This window comes from Paenibacillus sp. GL_099_B, assembly GCF_057835695.1.
On sequence record NZ_CM174430.1, the window covers coordinates 2,386,320 to 2,402,582 of the forward strand.

At 45.9% G+C, this 16,263-nt stretch carries 16 protein-coding genes; 11 read left to right on the forward strand and 5 right to left on the reverse strand.

All coding sequences use genetic code 11. The annotated features are described in order from the left end of the window. Nucleotides 1–10: 10 nt before the first annotated feature. The 3 genes from AC3ITG_RS11140 to AC3ITG_RS11150 are packed head-to-tail and all read right to left on the reverse strand — an operon-like array spanning nucleotide 11 to nucleotide 2,854. Nucleotides 11–217: a hypothetical protein gene (locus AC3ITG_RS11140; RefSeq protein ID WP_489253745.1), complete on the reverse strand. Its 207-nt coding sequence runs from the start codon at nucleotides 215–217 to the stop codon at nucleotides 11–13. Nucleotides 218–260: 43 nt separating this feature from the next. Beyond that, the gene (locus AC3ITG_RS11145; protein ID WP_413377339.1) at nucleotides 261–1,412 is read right to left on the reverse strand and encodes a Ger(x)C family spore germination protein; all 1,152 of its coding nucleotides are present in this window, start codon (nucleotides 1,410–1,412) and stop codon (nucleotides 261–263) included. Then, nucleotides 1,409–2,854 (reverse strand): spore germination protein, encoded by a 1,446-nt coding sequence (locus AC3ITG_RS11150; protein WP_413377341.1) that lies wholly within the window; start codon nucleotides 2,852–2,854, stop codon nucleotides 1,409–1,411. The genes AC3ITG_RS11145 and AC3ITG_RS11150 overlap by 4 nt, the downstream gene beginning before the upstream one ends. Nucleotides 2,855–3,063: 209 nt before the next feature. Here AC3ITG_RS11150 and AC3ITG_RS11155 point away from each other — a divergent pair, with 209 nt between their 5' ends. Genes AC3ITG_RS11155 through AC3ITG_RS11165 form a run of 3 tightly spaced genes read left to right on the forward strand, consistent with a single transcriptional unit; the run spans nucleotide 3,064 to nucleotide 4,234 of the window. After that, entirely contained in the window at nucleotides 3,064–3,339 is a 276-nt protein-coding gene (locus tag AC3ITG_RS11155) for a hypothetical protein (RefSeq protein ID WP_489253746.1), read from the forward strand. Further along, nucleotides 3,336–3,560: a GNAT family N-acetyltransferase gene (locus tag AC3ITG_RS11160; protein WP_489253747.1), complete on the forward strand. Its 225-nt coding sequence runs from the start codon at nucleotides 3,336–3,338 to the stop codon at nucleotides 3,558–3,560. Before AC3ITG_RS11155 ends, AC3ITG_RS11160 begins: the two co-directional genes overlap by 4 nt. 53 nt (nucleotides 3,561–3,613) lie before the next feature. Beyond that, a complete protein-coding gene (locus AC3ITG_RS11165; RefSeq protein WP_413377345.1) occupies nucleotides 3,614–4,234 on the forward strand; it encodes a TraX family protein in 621 nt (206 codons plus the stop codon). A gap of 106 nt (nucleotides 4,235–4,340) precedes the next feature. Here the strand turns inward: AC3ITG_RS11165 and AC3ITG_RS11170 are convergent, their stop codons facing one another. Both AC3ITG_RS11170 and AC3ITG_RS11175 read right to left on the reverse strand, forming a co-directional pair. Further along, nucleotides 4,341–8,048, reverse strand: coding sequence for a non-ribosomal peptide synthetase family protein (locus AC3ITG_RS11170; protein WP_489253748.1), 3,708 nt, complete (start codon nucleotides 8,046–8,048; stop codon nucleotides 4,341–4,343). A 46-nt stretch (nucleotides 8,049–8,094) separates the two neighbouring features. Beyond that, entirely contained in the window at nucleotides 8,095–9,837 is a 1,743-nt protein-coding gene (locus AC3ITG_RS11175; protein ID WP_413379570.1) for a methyl-accepting chemotaxis protein, read from the reverse strand. A 631-nt stretch (nucleotides 9,838–10,468) separates the two neighbouring features. On the opposite strand from AC3ITG_RS11175, the gene rpiA reads away from it, so the two are divergent. The 8 genes from rpiA (at nucleotide 10,469) to AC3ITG_RS11215 (ending at nucleotide 16,206) form a co-directional block, all read left to right on the forward strand. Next, nucleotides 10,469–11,140, forward strand: a complete 672-nt coding sequence (gene rpiA / locus AC3ITG_RS11180; RefSeq protein WP_076289446.1) for a ribose-5-phosphate isomerase RpiA — start codon at nucleotides 10,469–10,471, stop codon at nucleotides 11,138–11,140. Between the two features lie 24 nt (nucleotides 11,141–11,164). Then, nucleotides 11,165–11,764, forward strand: a complete 600-nt coding sequence (locus AC3ITG_RS11185; protein ID WP_489253749.1) for a GNAT family N-acetyltransferase — start codon at nucleotides 11,165–11,167, stop codon at nucleotides 11,762–11,764. 14 nt (nucleotides 11,765–11,778) lie between these two features. After that, entirely contained in the window at nucleotides 11,779–12,237 is a 459-nt protein-coding gene (locus tag AC3ITG_RS11190; RefSeq protein ID WP_024630132.1) for a MarR family winged helix-turn-helix transcriptional regulator, read from the forward strand. Between the two features lie 175 nt (nucleotides 12,238–12,412). After that, on the forward strand, nucleotides 12,413–12,925 hold the full coding sequence (locus AC3ITG_RS11195) for a response regulator (protein ID WP_489253750.1): 513 nt from the start codon (nucleotides 12,413–12,415) through the stop codon (nucleotides 12,923–12,925). Nucleotides 12,926–12,980: 55 nt separating this feature from the next. Continuing rightward, entirely contained in the window at nucleotides 12,981–13,958 is a 978-nt protein-coding gene (locus AC3ITG_RS11200; RefSeq protein WP_489253751.1) for an alpha/beta hydrolase, read from the forward strand. Between the two features lie 56 nt (nucleotides 13,959–14,014). Continuing rightward, nucleotides 14,015–14,365 carry a hypothetical protein gene (locus AC3ITG_RS11205; protein WP_489253752.1) on the forward strand — a complete coding sequence of 117 codons (351 nt, stop codon included), beginning with the start codon at nucleotides 14,015–14,017 and terminating at the stop codon, nucleotides 14,363–14,365. A gap of 17 nt (nucleotides 14,366–14,382) precedes the next feature. After that, entirely contained in the window at nucleotides 14,383–15,096 is a 714-nt protein-coding gene (locus AC3ITG_RS11210) for a class I SAM-dependent methyltransferase (RefSeq protein ID WP_489253753.1), read from the forward strand. Between the two features lie 123 nt (nucleotides 15,097–15,219). After that, entirely contained in the window at nucleotides 15,220–16,206 is a 987-nt protein-coding gene (locus AC3ITG_RS11215; RefSeq protein WP_489253754.1) for an N-acetylglucosamine kinase, read from the forward strand. Nucleotides 16,207–16,263 lie beyond the last annotated feature (57 nt).

A 16,263-nucleotide genomic window follows, 5' to 3' on the forward strand; every position in this document is an offset into this window, starting at 1 on the left:
TGCTCCTTTCTTAGCCAAACAAGCGGTCTGCCCAGCCAAAGACCAGCCTGATGACATCATTGGGATTAGGCCAGCCCGGTACAGAGACAGCCAACGTATTCCACAGCAGAAATATCCCCAGCAGAACGAAATAGGTCCGTTTCATTCCTTTTTTGCTGGACTTAATCATGGGCCACTCGAGTATGTACAGTACGGCAAACAAAACAACAGCAATCATTGGTTTACCTCCTAAAGTGGCCTGAAGCTTTCCTCTGTTCCTATCAGTAGCTGGATTCCGAACCTACGAACTGGATGTTGATTTGGGCATGCACATTAAACTGCAATTCGTTTTTGACATAATCATTCCAAACGGGGCGCAACTGTTCCCAGACCCGAGGATAAGCCCATTCTAGGCGATAACCGAGCATCAGAATATCGGCTTTCTTACGTTGGCCGGTCCTTATTGCGTCTGTTAGAAAGGTGCTCACTTTTTCATTGGCCTTTTGCTCGATCTGTTTCACACCCACAATATCTTTTACCTTGAGAATCGGAATCACGGAATTCAGCTCTGCTTGCCCCCGCAAAGTGATGTCAAAGAAAGGTTGTCCATTGACAAGCCTGACCTTGATTTTGGAATTCATATTATAGACCGTCATGCTCGCTTTCTCATCATCGGTTTCCACGGAGACGGCCAAGGTATCCAATTTGCGATTGGCCCAGGCGATGGTCCTTGTTTCATCGGGCGAGATCGAATCAACCATCTTCATCTGTTTGAAAAGAGCGCCACCTCTCTGACTGGTCCATTGCTTTCGTCTATTATCCTCACTTGCCATCGCGGTTCCTTTTGATTCCAGCAAGGGGGCGGCAAAGCCCTGATTCATTTTGTCAGCCATAAGTACACTGAGCATTTGCGTCTTTAACATGTTTTCTTCGGTTGCAAATTCTCTTAACACATCGCTGGGTGTTTCTTCGAAAACCGGAGTCAGATCAGCCACGTCTCTGGCTCTGCCCTTCGAAACCATGACGTAACTGCTAAGATGGAACAAAGGTTCACGTGAGATCCATTCCATCGCATCTTGAATTCCCTCTCTGGCGTATGCCTCACCGAATACCACTACCCGTGTGTGCCCCCAGGAAATCTTTCGTGTGAGATCTGTTTGGATTTTCTCCATGGCGTCAGCGATGGTGGATGCGGTAGCCGAAACGAGAGCATATGGATTTTTTCCGGGCCCCCCCGTTCCTTCCGGAGAGAGACGGTTGGGCAGTGGCATACTTAGTGAAATATCGATTTCACCCGGTTTTTCACCTTTATCAACATACATGGCTGTAATAAACGTACGTTCATTTATCTCTACTTTGGACCAGCAGCCACTGCACAGTAAAACGCATATCATAACGACACTCAGTTTGGTTGTAACCATCAACGTTTTCATGTTTTTTGCCTTTTCTTATTAGCATCTTCGTAGGCTGCTGGTCGCTTCTTCATCAGGAACCAAGGCACACGAACGATAGTATCCTTGATATCACGCAGCACGAGGGGGGCAAAGGGCTGCATGTATGGTACGCCAAATGAACGCAGACTAACCATGTACCAATAGATCAGATAGATCGAGATCACAATGCCGAACAGACCCAGCGTTCCGCCCATAAACAGTACCGGAAAACGAAGTAGCCGGAAGGCCAGTCCGAGCTCGAAGTGCGGGATGATAAAGGCGGCAATACCTGTGATGGATACGACAATAACCAGTGGTGCTGAGACTATCCCAGCCTGTACAGCCGCCTGACCAATAACAATCCCACCGATAATAGACACCGTTTGGCCCAGCGGCTTCGGAATACGAATCCCCGCTTCGCGCAAACCTTCAAAAGTTACTTCCATAATGAGCGCTTCAATCAAGGCAGGGAAGGGAATGTTTTCTCTCGCAGAAGCAATCGTAATCAGCAGGTTGGTCGGAATGATTTCCGGGTGAAATGTAGTAACGGCGACATAAAAGGATGGCAGCAGGAAGGCTATAAAGGCAAACAACAGACGAATAAGCCGGATAAAGGAGGCGGAATAAAATCGTTGATAATAGTCCTCCGAAGACTGCATTAAAGAGAAAAAGGTTACCGGAATGAGCAGGGAAAACGGTGTTCCGTCCTGCATGACCCCGATCCGTCCTTCAACCAGTGCAGCAGCCACCGTATCCGGCCGTTCGGTATATTGATATTGCGGAAAAGGAGAGAGCGGATGATCCTCCAGAAATTCAGATAAATAACTCACGCCCAGGCTGCTGTCCATATCAATATTACCAAGGCTTTCCAACACATTTTCCAGAATGTCCGTTTTGCATAACCCTTGAATATATACAACGAACACCTCGGTTTTAGTATATTTTCCAATGGTGAATTTGATCATCTTCAAATCAGGGTGTTTAATTTTGTGCCGAAGCAGAGACATATTCACATGAATATCTTCGATAAAGGCTTCCTGGGGCCCTACAATCACGACTTCGTTGGTTGATTCCGGTACGGAACGTCTTTGATAATTTTGAAGTGAAAAATGGATCATTCCCGAAATACCCTCGATATATAAGGCTGCATTACCTGACACGATATTATCCACTATTGCTTCTGGTGAATTCGAGTGGTGGCTGTTAAGAGTGAAAAATGATCCGGTCACGACACGAGTAATGAATTGATGATCTATTTCATTTCGTGAGGCTTCCTCAAGCAATGGTTTGACGATGGCTTCCCGCATGGTAGGGGTATCCACAATGGACTGAATATAGATGAGTTCACAATGGAAAGGTCCAACTTGAAAAGGCTGATAGATTATGTCGGCAACACCCAACAGATTAGCTTTAACCTGTTCATAGATATTGTCTTTTTCCATTTCAGTTTCGCCTCCCTATGCTGTAATGCCGAGCCTGTAATCTGACTATAGTGTGCGACGCTTCCACTGAAATATACTTTTAAGTTTGGATTATCGAAATATATTACAAACTTTGATGCAGATGATGAATGGGGAGATTTTCGGATCTGCCTTAAAATAAGAGGATGGAATGAAGTAGGTAGACGTTTTACATAAGGAGATGAGGGAAGATGGCGTATCGGATCAGACGTGCTGAGCTTAGCGATGTTAACGGAGTGGCACAGTTGTTAAATGACTATAGAATGTTTTACGAACAGCGTACCGATCTGGAGGGAGCAAGTGAATACATAAAAGAACGAATGGAACGCAATGAATCCGTAATTTTGATTGCAGAATCGGAATTGGAGACAGAAAAGGAAGAGGAGTGCAGTTTGACGAATAGACCCTTAGCGGGTGAGTTTGGTGGATTTATACAGCTGTATCCTAGCTTTAGTTCAGTGCCATGAGGCCAATCTGGGTACTAAATGATCTGTACGTACATGCGGATCATCGCCAGCGAGGAATTGCGCGTAAGCTGCTGGAAGCTGCACGACTATGGGGAAATGAGAGTGGGGCTGTACGAATAGTGCTCTCTACGGCGATAAGCAACAAGAAGGCTCAGGCATTATATGAGTCGGAAGGCTATACGCTGGACACCAAGTTCATGTATTATGAACTTCATATATAAGAAAGACTTGGAGAACCCTAAAGTTCAGGATAAGCAGGAGGGATTAGCACAAAATGATGCAATGGATAGCCATGATCACGATGTTGATCGATCATATAGGAGCCGTCTTTTATCCACAGGTGGGTGAGCTGCGGATCATTGGTCGGATAGCTTTTCCAATCTATGCTTTTGCCGTTTATATCGGTTATAAACATACGCGCAACGTACAAAAATACATATGGCGATTGTTCTGGATAGCAGTGATCTCTCAATTGCCGTTTATGGCGGCTTTTAATCATTTTTCGCTGAATGTGGTATGGACATTGTGGTCTGCCCTGCTTGTATTGATCGTGCTCGATAAACTTCCGGTACGTATGCTGAGTATCCCGATTGTCGTCGGTGCAGGCTTGATCATGGAAATGACCCATATGGATTACGGTATGTATGGCTTACTGCTTGTATTGCTATTCCGTTACTTCCAGGGTCCAGTACTGGTAGTGGCTCATCTACTCTTAAATGTGTTGTATATTTTTCTGCACAGCAGCTCTATTCAGATGTACAGCGTGATTGCTACGGCAGGAATTGCAATGGCCCAGTATTATAACGCAGGCTTCCGTCTGAAAGGTCCGCGTTGGATTTGGCGTTATTTTTATCCTGCACATTTGGCTGCCATTGCCTTGATCCGCTTGATTTGAGAAGCCTTCATGAAGAAAAGAAGCCACCTTATCCGTCATCACTGACGTTGAGGTGGCTTCTTTATATTCATTAATGGATGCAATATATGCATTCACTTTATTGGAGTTATTCCATTGTTGGCGAAGTACCAAACTGCGGTCGGACGGCCTTAGGGAAATAACCAATCTCGATGGCATGTTCCAGCATTTTTGAGATGAAATGATCATCTGTTTTGGCGCATGTAATGCCGGCTGGTTCCACATAAGCGGTTGTTACAGGAGAAGCATACACATATGCCGAATCCTTGGCACCGTCTCCTTCAAGCTGGGCGATAGCCAGTTGAAGCGCCTCAGGGTCCTTGCTCACACTGCCATCGAACAACCAGCTGGTGTATTCTGCAAAAGGCAGAGTCTCCACTTCATATCCAGCCCGATTTACAGATCGGATCAGATCATCATAGCTGATAGGTTCCGGGTTACAGATATGGAATACACGTCCTGCTGTATCCTGACGTAATGCCAGATGTACAATTGCCTGACTTGCATAATCAATAGGTGTAAAATCAACCATCCAGTCGGCTGCCGGAGCTTTGCCCAGCAATAACATCGCTTTAATCATACGGTAAAAGGCGTTGCTATCGATATTAGACTGGAAACGTCCCGTCTCGGAATGACAGGTCAGGTTACCTGCACGATAGATGCTCACAGGTACACCTTCTTCAGCAGCAATCATAAGCACTTTCTCGGCTTCAAGCTTGCTGTCCGAGTACAGGTTGTCCACGTGCAGGTCCGCTGGGAAGCGATCATATTGCAATGAAGACTCCCACTGTCCACTGAGTGCAAGATCTTCCGGTATCCCCATCGTGGATACATGGTGGAAGGAGGCACCTGGTTTACTGCGAACGAGCTTAAGCAATGCGGTGGTTCCATCCACATTGGTTTTGGCGAATTGTGCTACATCCCCGAAATGTCGTACATCCGCAGCGCAGTGTATCACACGGTCAATTCGTTCTTGCACGTAAGTTGTCTGCTCGACTGAAAGACCAAGATTCGGTTGCTCCAGATCGCCTTCGATAATCTCGACGCGGGATGCGAGGAGAGGTAGCAGTTCCGGTCCAAAGTAATCTTTCATGACGCTGCTCAATCGTTCCATCGCAGAGCTTCCGTCTGCGGGGCGGCGAACAAGAGTATAGATGCGTGTATTCGAAGTTAGAATTAACTGTTGCAGCACATGGGATCCAAGATATCCGGTAGCTCCTGTCAGGAGCACATGCTCGGGATTCAGAATTTCCGGATATCCAATCTGGGATTTCAGCTCTACAGGATGTTCTGACAATTGGGTGATTACGCCGTCATTCACAGAGGAATGGGCAGTTTCTTCTTTAGCTTGAGCCAGCGTCTCCACGCGTTGTGCCAGGGCACGAATTGTTTTCTCGGCAAAAAAGTCGGCAATTTTCAGCTGTGGATAATGCGGCTTCAGAATGACCAATATATGGATGACCCGAAGAGAATCGCCACCAATGGCGAAGAAGCTATCCTCCACACCAAAGTCATCGTGCTGAAGAATTTCTTTCCAGGATTCCAGAATAATCGCTTCGGTTTTCGTCTCCGGTAGTACCCGATCAGGTCGATCTTCATGACGCTCTACGTGTGGCAGAGATACCATCGCTTTGCGATTTATTTTGCCTGTCGGTGCGATCGGCATTTCATCAAGCTGACAAATCCATTTAGGTACAAAATAGGAAGGAAGCTTAACCGTCAGCTCGGCTTTAATGTCTGCAACGGAAAGTGTACTGCCATCTTTGGATGTAAAGTACCCTACGAGCATGTTTTGACCATCCGATTCTTTTTTCGGAATCACGGCAACATCCTGAACTTGATCAAGACGGGCAAAATGGTCCTCAATCTCACCAATCTCAATTCGGTGACCTCGGATTTTTAACTGGGAGTCGCTGCGTCCGACATATTCCAGCTGTCCGTTATCGAGCATTTTGGCAATATCGCCAGACTTATAGATTTTCTCATCGATGGCAAATGGATTTTCAATGAATGCCTGCGCTGTACGCTCTGGCTGGTTCAGATAACCTTTGGCCAGGGCGGGTGTTGCTATATATACCTCGCCAGGAACGCCTACCGGGCATAACTGCTGTTCTTCATTGACGATATACACTTTATAGTTATGAATCGGTCTGCCGATTGGAATGTTAACGACACTTTCCGGAACTTGCTCACTAATTCGATGGGTCGCTGTTGCTACCGTACATTCCGTAGGTCCGTATACATTGACGATATCAATTTGGTTGCCGAATTTGCGCTGGAAGGCACGAACCTGCTCACCATACAGTGCTTCTCCAGCCACGGTAATGATTTTGACTTTGGCCAGCTTGTGGAAGCCTTCATCAGATAGGAAGGAAGCAAGCTGGTTGAAAAAGATGGTTGGCAGTATTGTAATAATCGTTGTGCCTGTGCGCTCAATTGCACTTGCAAATTCTTCAACGGATACACGTTCTTCCGCCGACAACAGGTACAGTTCTGCTCCGTAGAACAAGGCGCCAATCGTATCCCACACTGATGCATCGAAGCTGTATGTAGCAAACTGGGTTAATACGTCACCTGGTTGAATATCGCAATCCCGTTGCACCACACTACCGAGATTGGCAACACCCCGATGGGCAATAAGTGCACCTTTGGGCTTGCCGGTAGATCCCGAGGTATAGATGATATACGCCAGGTCGTCTGGCTGAATATCCAGATTGGGGTTGCTTGCTGCAAATCCGGCAAGGCGTCCGTCCACGGCCAGGATTTGGCGAACTGTAGTAATTCCTGAGAATAACCGTGATGCTTCAGGTAAAGAGGACTCTTTGGTCAGGACAAATGATGAAGCTGTATCTTCGACAATATAACTGTTGCGTTCTTGTGGATGCTCAGGATCGACAGGAACGTAGACTCCGCCAGCTTTGAGAATACCGAGCAAAGAAATAATCGTTTCCAGACTCCGCTCCATAAAGATGCTGACGAATTCTCCTTTTTGCAATCCGTTGGATAACAGCACACGGGCAACCTGATTGGCACGTTCGTTCAATTCTCTATAGGTGTACCGACCAGTTGATGACGTAATTGCTGGCGATTCCGGATATTCGGCTGCTGTTGCTTCGAACCAGCCATGAATCGTCTGATGCTCCGGTTCGATAACGGCGGTATCATTCATTTCTCGGTATAGCAGCCGGTCTGAAGCGGATAAAATGTCCACTGTGCCGATGGCCTTGTCTTGGTCACGCAACATAGCCAGAAGAAGAGTCTGATAGTACTCTGCATATCTTGTGACCGTAGATTCATTTAGAAGTGAACTGTCATAGAACAGATCCAGCGTGAGCATATTCTGATCATCACGAATATTCCAATTTAACAATTGAGGAGCTTTAGGCAGCTGTACACTGTTAAACATGAACAGCGTTTCCGGATTACCTCCCGCTTGGAGCGTGTAATGAAGCTGGAGTTGATCTGAAATCTGATGAATTAGATCTTTAAAGGTTAACTTGCCTTGAATCTGCAATAACACATGGGAAGCTGCCTGATCGGGAGCCAGCGTGCCGATGGCAAGTTCCTGCTCAGCTGATAAACGGAACAACAAGGCTGCGTAGGCAGACAATAAAGCTGGATACACGCCCTCTGAGCCGAATTTTTGTTTCAGTTCCCGACCCAGGGACGATTCCAGTGAAATATGAGTAGACTCATAAGTGAATGATTGTTGACGGCGCCCAAAATCCAGTGGAATCTGAAGAACCGGCAGGCCAGATTCCACTGTTTGGGGAGATGATGATTGATTTTCGACCACTTCAGTTGTTCCTCCTTGGTTCAAACTGTTCAAGTTGTGGGTTGAATTATTGTTTGCTTACATTAAAATGCGAAATCAGTTCTTGCAGTTCCTCAGACATGCTGTTCAAACGGGTAGAGGAATCAACAAGTGTAATCAGTGATGCTTTTTGTTCATCAACGGATGAAGAAATCCGTTCACTGTTGTCAGCTGTCTTACTCACACTCGCAGACAAATCATCCGCAGTTGCGGTCATTTCTTCTGTACCTGCAGAAATTTCTTCTGTAGCACTGGATACTTCCTGAATCTGATTCGATACTTTCTTGGCTGCTTCAAGAATTTCTTCGAACAATTGACCGGTTTGATCAGCTACACTTAGCCCGGTGTCCACTTCAGACGTTCCTTGTTCCATCGCACGAACGGCTTGTCTGATTTCTGCCTGAATCTCCTGGATCAGTACAGCAACCTGGCTCGTGGATTGTTCGGACTGCTCGGCAAGCTTACGTACTTCACCTGCTACAACCGCGAATCCTCGGCCTTCTTCACCAACACGTGCTGCTTCAATGGATGCGTTGAGTGCAAGCAAGTTCGTCTGGCTGGAAATGCCTGAGATGATGTTCAGAATATCGCCAATTTCCTGAGAGCGGCTCTCCAGAACCTGAATGGCAGAAGCGGTGTTTTTAACAGATTCCGTAATCAGATTCATCTGTTCGGACACCTGACGAACCACACTGTTTCCTTGTTGGGATCGACGTTCCATCTCATAGGCCTCATCAGCTACGCTCGCTGAACTGCTGGCAATAGTCTGAATGACGATAGCCATCTCGGACATCGCACGGGCACTATCCCGGGTTGCCTGTTCCTGTGCACGAATATTGGATGTAATCTGAGTAACGTTGCTATTAATAGAATCAGCATTCTCGCTGTTTCTTTCGGAGACTTCATACAATTCCTTGGCAGACTCGTTAACTTCTTGCGAAGTGAGTTGCACTTTGACAATGGTGTCGTTGATCTTGCGAACCATGGTATTGAACTTTTCGTTCACAATGCCCAGATCGTCTTTGCCTGTCGGAATTTTGACATTCAAATTACCCCGGCTTACGTCATCAATCCCTTTGATCAGGTGACGAATAGGGGAAAGCGTGTTTTTGACAACAAGATATTGGATAATCAGGAACAACAGCAGGAACGCTACCAGGATGATAATTCCGTTCTTAAGCAATTTGTTCAGTCCGGCAGGTACTGCTGATGCGTCTGCATCGACTGCAAAGTAAGAGTAGATCTTGCCGTTACTATCCTTGATAGGATAAGCAATGGTTGTCCAGGTACCGAAATCGTCGGAATAAAATGTGGTGAACGTCGGGCGATCAGTATTCAGCATTTCTTTCAGTGCATTTGCCACAACGACAGGCTGTTCATACATGTCCCCGATATTTACATTTTCACTCTGGAAGGCTTCCTTTAGATTGGTTGGCATAGCAACAAGGGAAGTTAACCGCTTGTTATCTCCACCCAGCTCGACGCCAAAGATGTAGGCTTGTGCAATGTTAGGATAATATTGCTGCATTTCATCGAAATAGGCACGCAATTTGGTTTGTGCTTTTCCATCATAATTGCCTTCTGCAATAGCAGCCTGCACTTCGGTGGAATCAATACCCTCTGCCCATTTCTTGGTAATTTGTTCTACTTGACCATGTAGCTGGTCGACGAGAATCGTTTTTTGAAAGTAATAGCTGCTGGCAATAAGTGCCACGCCGATAATAATAATGTTAGTAAATGAAAGCAACAGATTTTTGGAGAAAAAAGACATGCTTTTCCAACTTAATGATTTCACTAAAGTCCACTCCTGATCTTCTTTGAATTGATAATATGCTGATGTCTTCATGATGCAAATTAAGTCATTCCCGTATCCCCTCCAAAGGCATAATATGAGACCATGGTCTTGGGTTCCTGGTCGCTATGTAGAGATATTTTTACCTAGATACCCATGGGTGTCTAATTATTAAAACACATCTATACTTAATATGTCGTATAAAATGTCGTCAAATTGAATAGTTTTGTTAAAACTTTTTTAATATTTTACGTATTTATGGACATATGAAAGTAAGATGTAGGTATTTAGAACTGTTTATTTAAAATAATTCCCATTTTTTAGTTTCATTCTGTATTCTATAACATGGTGGGTTAAAAAACATCCTAAAACATTGAAAAAATAGTGAAAACGACAGAAAACGGACTTTCTTCTGCCACACAAATAAGATATCAGGGAGGAGAATCTAACCAAGAATGTACATAATCAACATCAATGATACATGTGAAGCAGAGAAACAGGCCAAGTCTCCCAGTTGAACACGTCATGCACAGATATACATCGGAAGCGGTTTTATCTATAATAACTACAGTATGCATTTCTCAAATCATGAGCAGGCGGGGGTTTATAGATGAATCTTAAACAGATAGCAGCTGAGCGCGCGGCAGAATATGTTCAAGATGGAATGAAGGTTGGATTGGGTACAGGGTCAACGGCGTATTACGCTATTTGTCGAATTGGTGAGAGGGTACGCGAAGGGTTGAACATTCAGGCTGTAGCTACTTCGGAAGCATCGGACAAGCTCGCCAAAGAGTGGGGAATTCCGATCGTTCCATTTGATCAAATTGGACGTCTGGATCTGACCATTGACGGTGCAGATGAAGTTGACCCCGAGTTTAACCTGATCAAAGGTGGCGGCGGTGCGCTTTTGCGTGAAAAAATTGTAGCTGCAAACAGCGACAAACTGATTATTGTGGCCGATGGCAGCAAAGCCGTACAAAAGCTGGGAAAATTCCCGTTGCCAGTTGAAGTGGTTCCGTTTGCTTCAGAATGGACCTTCCAGGCGCTGGAGAAACTTGGGTGTCACCCGGAATGGCGCATGGATGGGGATCAACGTTATCTTACGGATAATGGAAACCTCATTGCAGATTGCCGCATGGAAGCCATAGAACATGCTGCGGAGCTTAACGTTCAGTTAAATATGCTCCCAGGTGTTGTCGATAATGGACTGTTTATTAAAATGGCGGACACCGTCATTCTTGCGAAGGATGATGGCAGCATCGATGAGCGTCATCGTTCATGAACGGAAAGTGAGGTCATTGCATAGATGAGGGAAAACCCGTTAGTGGATGGTGAGATTGTTCTTCGATGTGTGGAGAAAGAGGTTCTGACTGAACTCTATGAATTGATCTACAGTGAAGACGTACCGGAATGGAAACAATGGGATGCGCCATATTATGCCCTTGAACATGAGAGCTACGAAGACTTCGAACGGAGCATGTTAAGAAGACTTGAAGCAACTCAGAGCAATGCTGATCCGGAATCCATTCGAATTATTGAGTTGAATGGCCGAATCGTCGGTACAATCAGCTATTATTGGGAACATCGTCCATCCTTGTGGCTGGAAATGGGAATAGTGCTATATCGATCAGCCCAATGGGGGCGCGGGATCGGCACGCGAGTAATTCAGATGTGGTCCAGTCACTTATTCGAGCAATTGCCCCTGGCCCGGGTTGGATTGACAACCTGGTCAGGCAATGAACGGATGATGCGTTCAGCTTCGAAGGCTGGACTGCAAGTGGAAGGACGTATGCGCAAATGCCGCATCGTGGATGGCAAACATTATGATTCAATTCGTATGGGAATGCTGCGCGAAGAGTGGGAGCAGATACGATCTTCAGGCGCAGGTCGAAATGTAAACAACTGATGGAGGATTAAGAAATGCCGAACAACGAGGACAATCGGGAACTGTCTTTACAATTATTTGTGGTTCTCGCTCGCGCATACAATTCCGTTACATCCAGGTCCAACCGGGATATCCAGAGTCATGGACTGAATACGACAGAATTTGGCGTGCTTGATTTGTTATACCATAAAGGGCCGCAGGCGTTGCAAAAGATCGGTGAGAAAGTGTTAATGTCCAGTGGCAATATCACGTATGTTGTGGACAAGCTTCAGAACAAAAATCTGCTGATTCGTCGAGCATCCAAGGAAGATCGGCGTGTCATATACGCTGAATTGACGGAGGAAGGAAGACATCTGTTCACACAAATCTTTCCTCAGCACCACCAGGTGATCATTGATGCGGTGGATGGACTGGAACCTTCGGAAAAGGCAGATGCAATTCGTTTGTTAAAAAAGCTTGGACTCGCCGCAGAGGGGAAAACTGACTTGCGTTAATAACGCAGGTCAGTTTTTTTATATGAATGTATGCCATTCGTCGTTCATGTATAATGAATAAATAGGTTGTATTTGAACGGGGACGATCGAGGCTGTTGAAGTTGCTGCAAAAGATTGAGTGAAGCCTTCGTATAAGCAGTATGGCATAATTCGCGATTAGGAGAGTGATCATGTGATGTCTAATGAACATGGCGAGATGAAATCATCGCACAGAACGAATGAATCGTTATCCAATCAGATGGTTCACGGCAAGGAGAACCAGGAGCAGAATCGTACATCTCTTCCGATATCAATCTTGCTGGCAGACGATAACGTCATAAATCGGCAAGTTGTGCAAATGCAACTCAAAAAGCTGGGCATGACGCAGGTGGATGCCGTCTCTAATGGGGAAGAGGCTAGCGAGGCTTTTCTCAGCAATAAATATAGTATGATCCTGATGGATAACATGATGCCTGTAATGGACGGACTGGAGGCGACACGCCATATCAGAGCCATAGAACAGGATAAGTTGTGGCATCCCATTCCGATTATTGCGATGACAGGAAATGTTATGGATGGAGAGAAAGAGAAATGTTTTGAAGCCGGAATGGATGATTTTATTGGTAAACCCTTCACGCTTGAAGCTCTAAACAACGTGATTCAGAAGTGGCAACAAGCATCTTTGTCCGGAGAAATTACGAAACGATAGATAGTATACATACATGTTTCACGTGGAAGATCGACTGAAAGAGAGGGAAATGTTCATGTTATTATACAGCCTTGCCGTTCTGGTGCTGATCGTTCTTGCCTTACTATGGTTAGGTGGACTTTACTTCTTCAAAACCGCCATAAGGCGTGCTCCAAAATCATTTCTGGTTGATAATCCGAACCTCATGCCAGAACCGGATAACGAAATTATCAGCAGTGCGTCTGACTTGACGTGGCTTAATACGCAGCCAATCGAAGATATATATATTGAATCCCATGATGGATTAAAGCTGTATGGAACATGGCTTCCTTCCCACAGGGGATCGCAGCAACCAACAGTTATCCTGGCTCATGGTTATTCGGGAAAAGGCAGAGAGATGGCAGGTTTTGCGCGCTTTTATGCTGAAAAGATGGGCTACAACGTGCTCATGCCGGATGATCGGGGTCATGGTCAAAGTGAAGGCAATATCATCGGATTCGGCTGGCTGGACCGTAGAGATTATGTTCAGTGGGTCCATTGGGTTCTGGGCAAGGTCGGTACGGAGACGGAGATCATCTTGCATGGAATTTCGATGGGAGGCGCTACAGTATTGATGACAGGTGGTGAAGCTCTCCCTGATCAGGTGAAGGCCATCGTATCGGATTGTGCGTATACCTCCGTGAAGGATGAACTGACCTTCCAGCTCAAGCAGCTATACAAGTTGCCCGCATATCCGTTTATACCCGTTACCAGTCTTATCTCTAAATGGAAGGCAGGCTACTTCTTTGGGGAGGCATCGGCACTAAATCAACTCACCAAAGTTCAAGTTCCTGTTCCTGTTCTTTTTATTCATGGTGAGGCAGATACGTTTGTTCCGACGGAAATGGTTTACAGACTATATGAAGCTTGTCCGACAGAAAAAGAACTGTTGACTATCCCCCGTGCGGGTCATGGAACAGCGTTTCAAGTGGATCGTCCCCGATACGAAGATGTACTTGAATCCTTTTTGACAAAGAACCTATCGAATTCTTCTGTAGTATCATCATTCATCTGATTCCAATAAAGCAACCTGGGTATTAAGTAGAAGATGTCCTTAAGGGGAGGTGCGAGATGCCATATACACCTAGAGTTTGTTCATATTGTCATGAAAAAATGGCAGAGGATGAGTTCAAATGCAAATCTTGCGGCAATCTGGTTACTACCAAAACGGTTCAGCCTGAACAACCGTACATGATTGAAAATGATGAATTTATATTGGATCGATATTCAATTGTGTTGCTTGTTCTGATGACACTGTTTCTTCCTCCGATAGCCATGACCATCGGCGGCGTGATGTTATTTAATGACAATACGTATAAGCAGGATACAGGTAAATTACTCGTAACTGGGGCATTTGTAGTGATGGTAATTCTCACCATTATTCTGTTTGCAGGTTCGGGGACATTGACGATTAATATCTAATCTATGGAGGTGCTTTTATGGCAAATGAACAATTTGAGGCTGCACGGAAAGCAGAGGCAGGTTACCATTCTAACTTCTATCAGAATAATGAATTATTCGCGTCCGGTACCTGGATGGCGAGGCCCATGCCTATGGTTATGGATATGCTGGAGCGTCTCCTTGCCCATAAGACGGAACTGCGAGTTCTCGACTTGGGATGTGGTGTAGGCAGACATACGATACCTATTGCACAGCGTCTCGGGCAAACAAATAGTGAAGTTATCGGGGTGGATTTGCTGGATGAGGCTGTAGATGGACTTCGCAAATATGCGAAAGAATATCAGGTTGATCATATCGTGCAAGCAGAGAAAGCAGATGTTGAGCATTACGCTATCGAGCCGGATCATTTTGATTATATTGGGGCTTGCTCTTGTCTGGAACATGTTTCAAATAAACAAGCTTTAGTGGAAGCTATTGAACGTTTGCAAGCGGGAACCCGTACAGGCGGCATTCATTGTATCACGATGAGTACGAGTGTAGAGGAAAAGGAAATCAACACAGGCCGGGAGATTGAGCCGTTGATTGAATTGAATCTGCCCACAGCGGAGGCTATCGCATTACTGGAGAAGGCTTATGCTAATTGGAACATTCTGCTTCAGGAACATGTAACACAGACGATCGAAGAGGAAAAATATGATGAACCGACACAGTTCCGTTGTGAACTGCTTCGTTTCGCTGCACAGAAGCAATAGCAGCTCTGCCGGGATCGCGTAGTAAGGTCCCGACAGTTCGTATTACTCGGTAGCTTAATAGGAACATCACGAGAAGCATCATGGGATAGGGGACATCATCACACCAGAACATGGGGGATCAGAATGAGTACATATGTGATTGGGATGGATGGCGGGGGAAGCCATACACGTGTGGCATTAGCCGATGAGGACGGAAAGGTTTTGTCTTATGTGCAAAAAGGTGGTTGCAACCGCTATCATGATGCCAATGCAGAGCAGCATGTATTGGAGGGCATCGCTGAAGCCATTCGCGGAGCTGGGCTAGAAGTGGAGCAGATTGCTTCCATTCAGGCGGGGATGGCAGGCCTGGATCGGCCTGAAGATACGGTCTGGGCTGAAGCTTTACTCGCCCAAACCGGTATATTGGGCAGAATCAGCGCGGTAAATGACACGCATATTGCACATACGGCAGCCTTTGGTGGTGAGCCGGGCATTGTAGCTATTGGAGGCACAGGCTCTCTGATTCTGGGTAAAACGGAACAGGGGACCTGGCTCCGCAATGACCAGTTCGGCCACTATGCGCCAACAGCAGCTCGTTTTTTGGCTTATGACACGGTGCATTCCATCCTTGCGGGACGTTATGGTCCACAGGAACAACCCTGGATCGAGCAGATACTAGCCTATTGGAATGTAACTTCGATTCCGGAGCTTGCTGCACTGGGCGTATCAGGTTTTGCTGAAAATAGACAGGCGATCAATCGGATATTTGGGCAAATGGCTCCTTTGGTTACCGAAGCAGCAGCCGAAAATATTCCCCTTGCGGTCAGAGTATGTGATTCAGCAGCGGATACGGCCGTTGTGGGTATTCTCATGCTTGCATCGTGTTTTAAAGATCAGCAGGTGCGCATGACGCTTACAGGAAGTTGTCTGAGTACACCTTATATGGTGGAGGCCGTTCGAAAGGGGCTGGATACAGCCTATAAACCGGGTGGACAACAGATTCATTACATTACCAGCAATGTGCCGGCAGTCGGAGGTGCGCTGCTGGATGCATATCATTTGGCAGGAATTCAGGTGCCTGAAGGTATCACGTCTGAACTCCAATCGGAGCTTAAACGGCATACGACTTGAACTTTTAAAGGCTAACGACTACAATACGATAACGGAATCAAGCAAGTTATAGGAGGA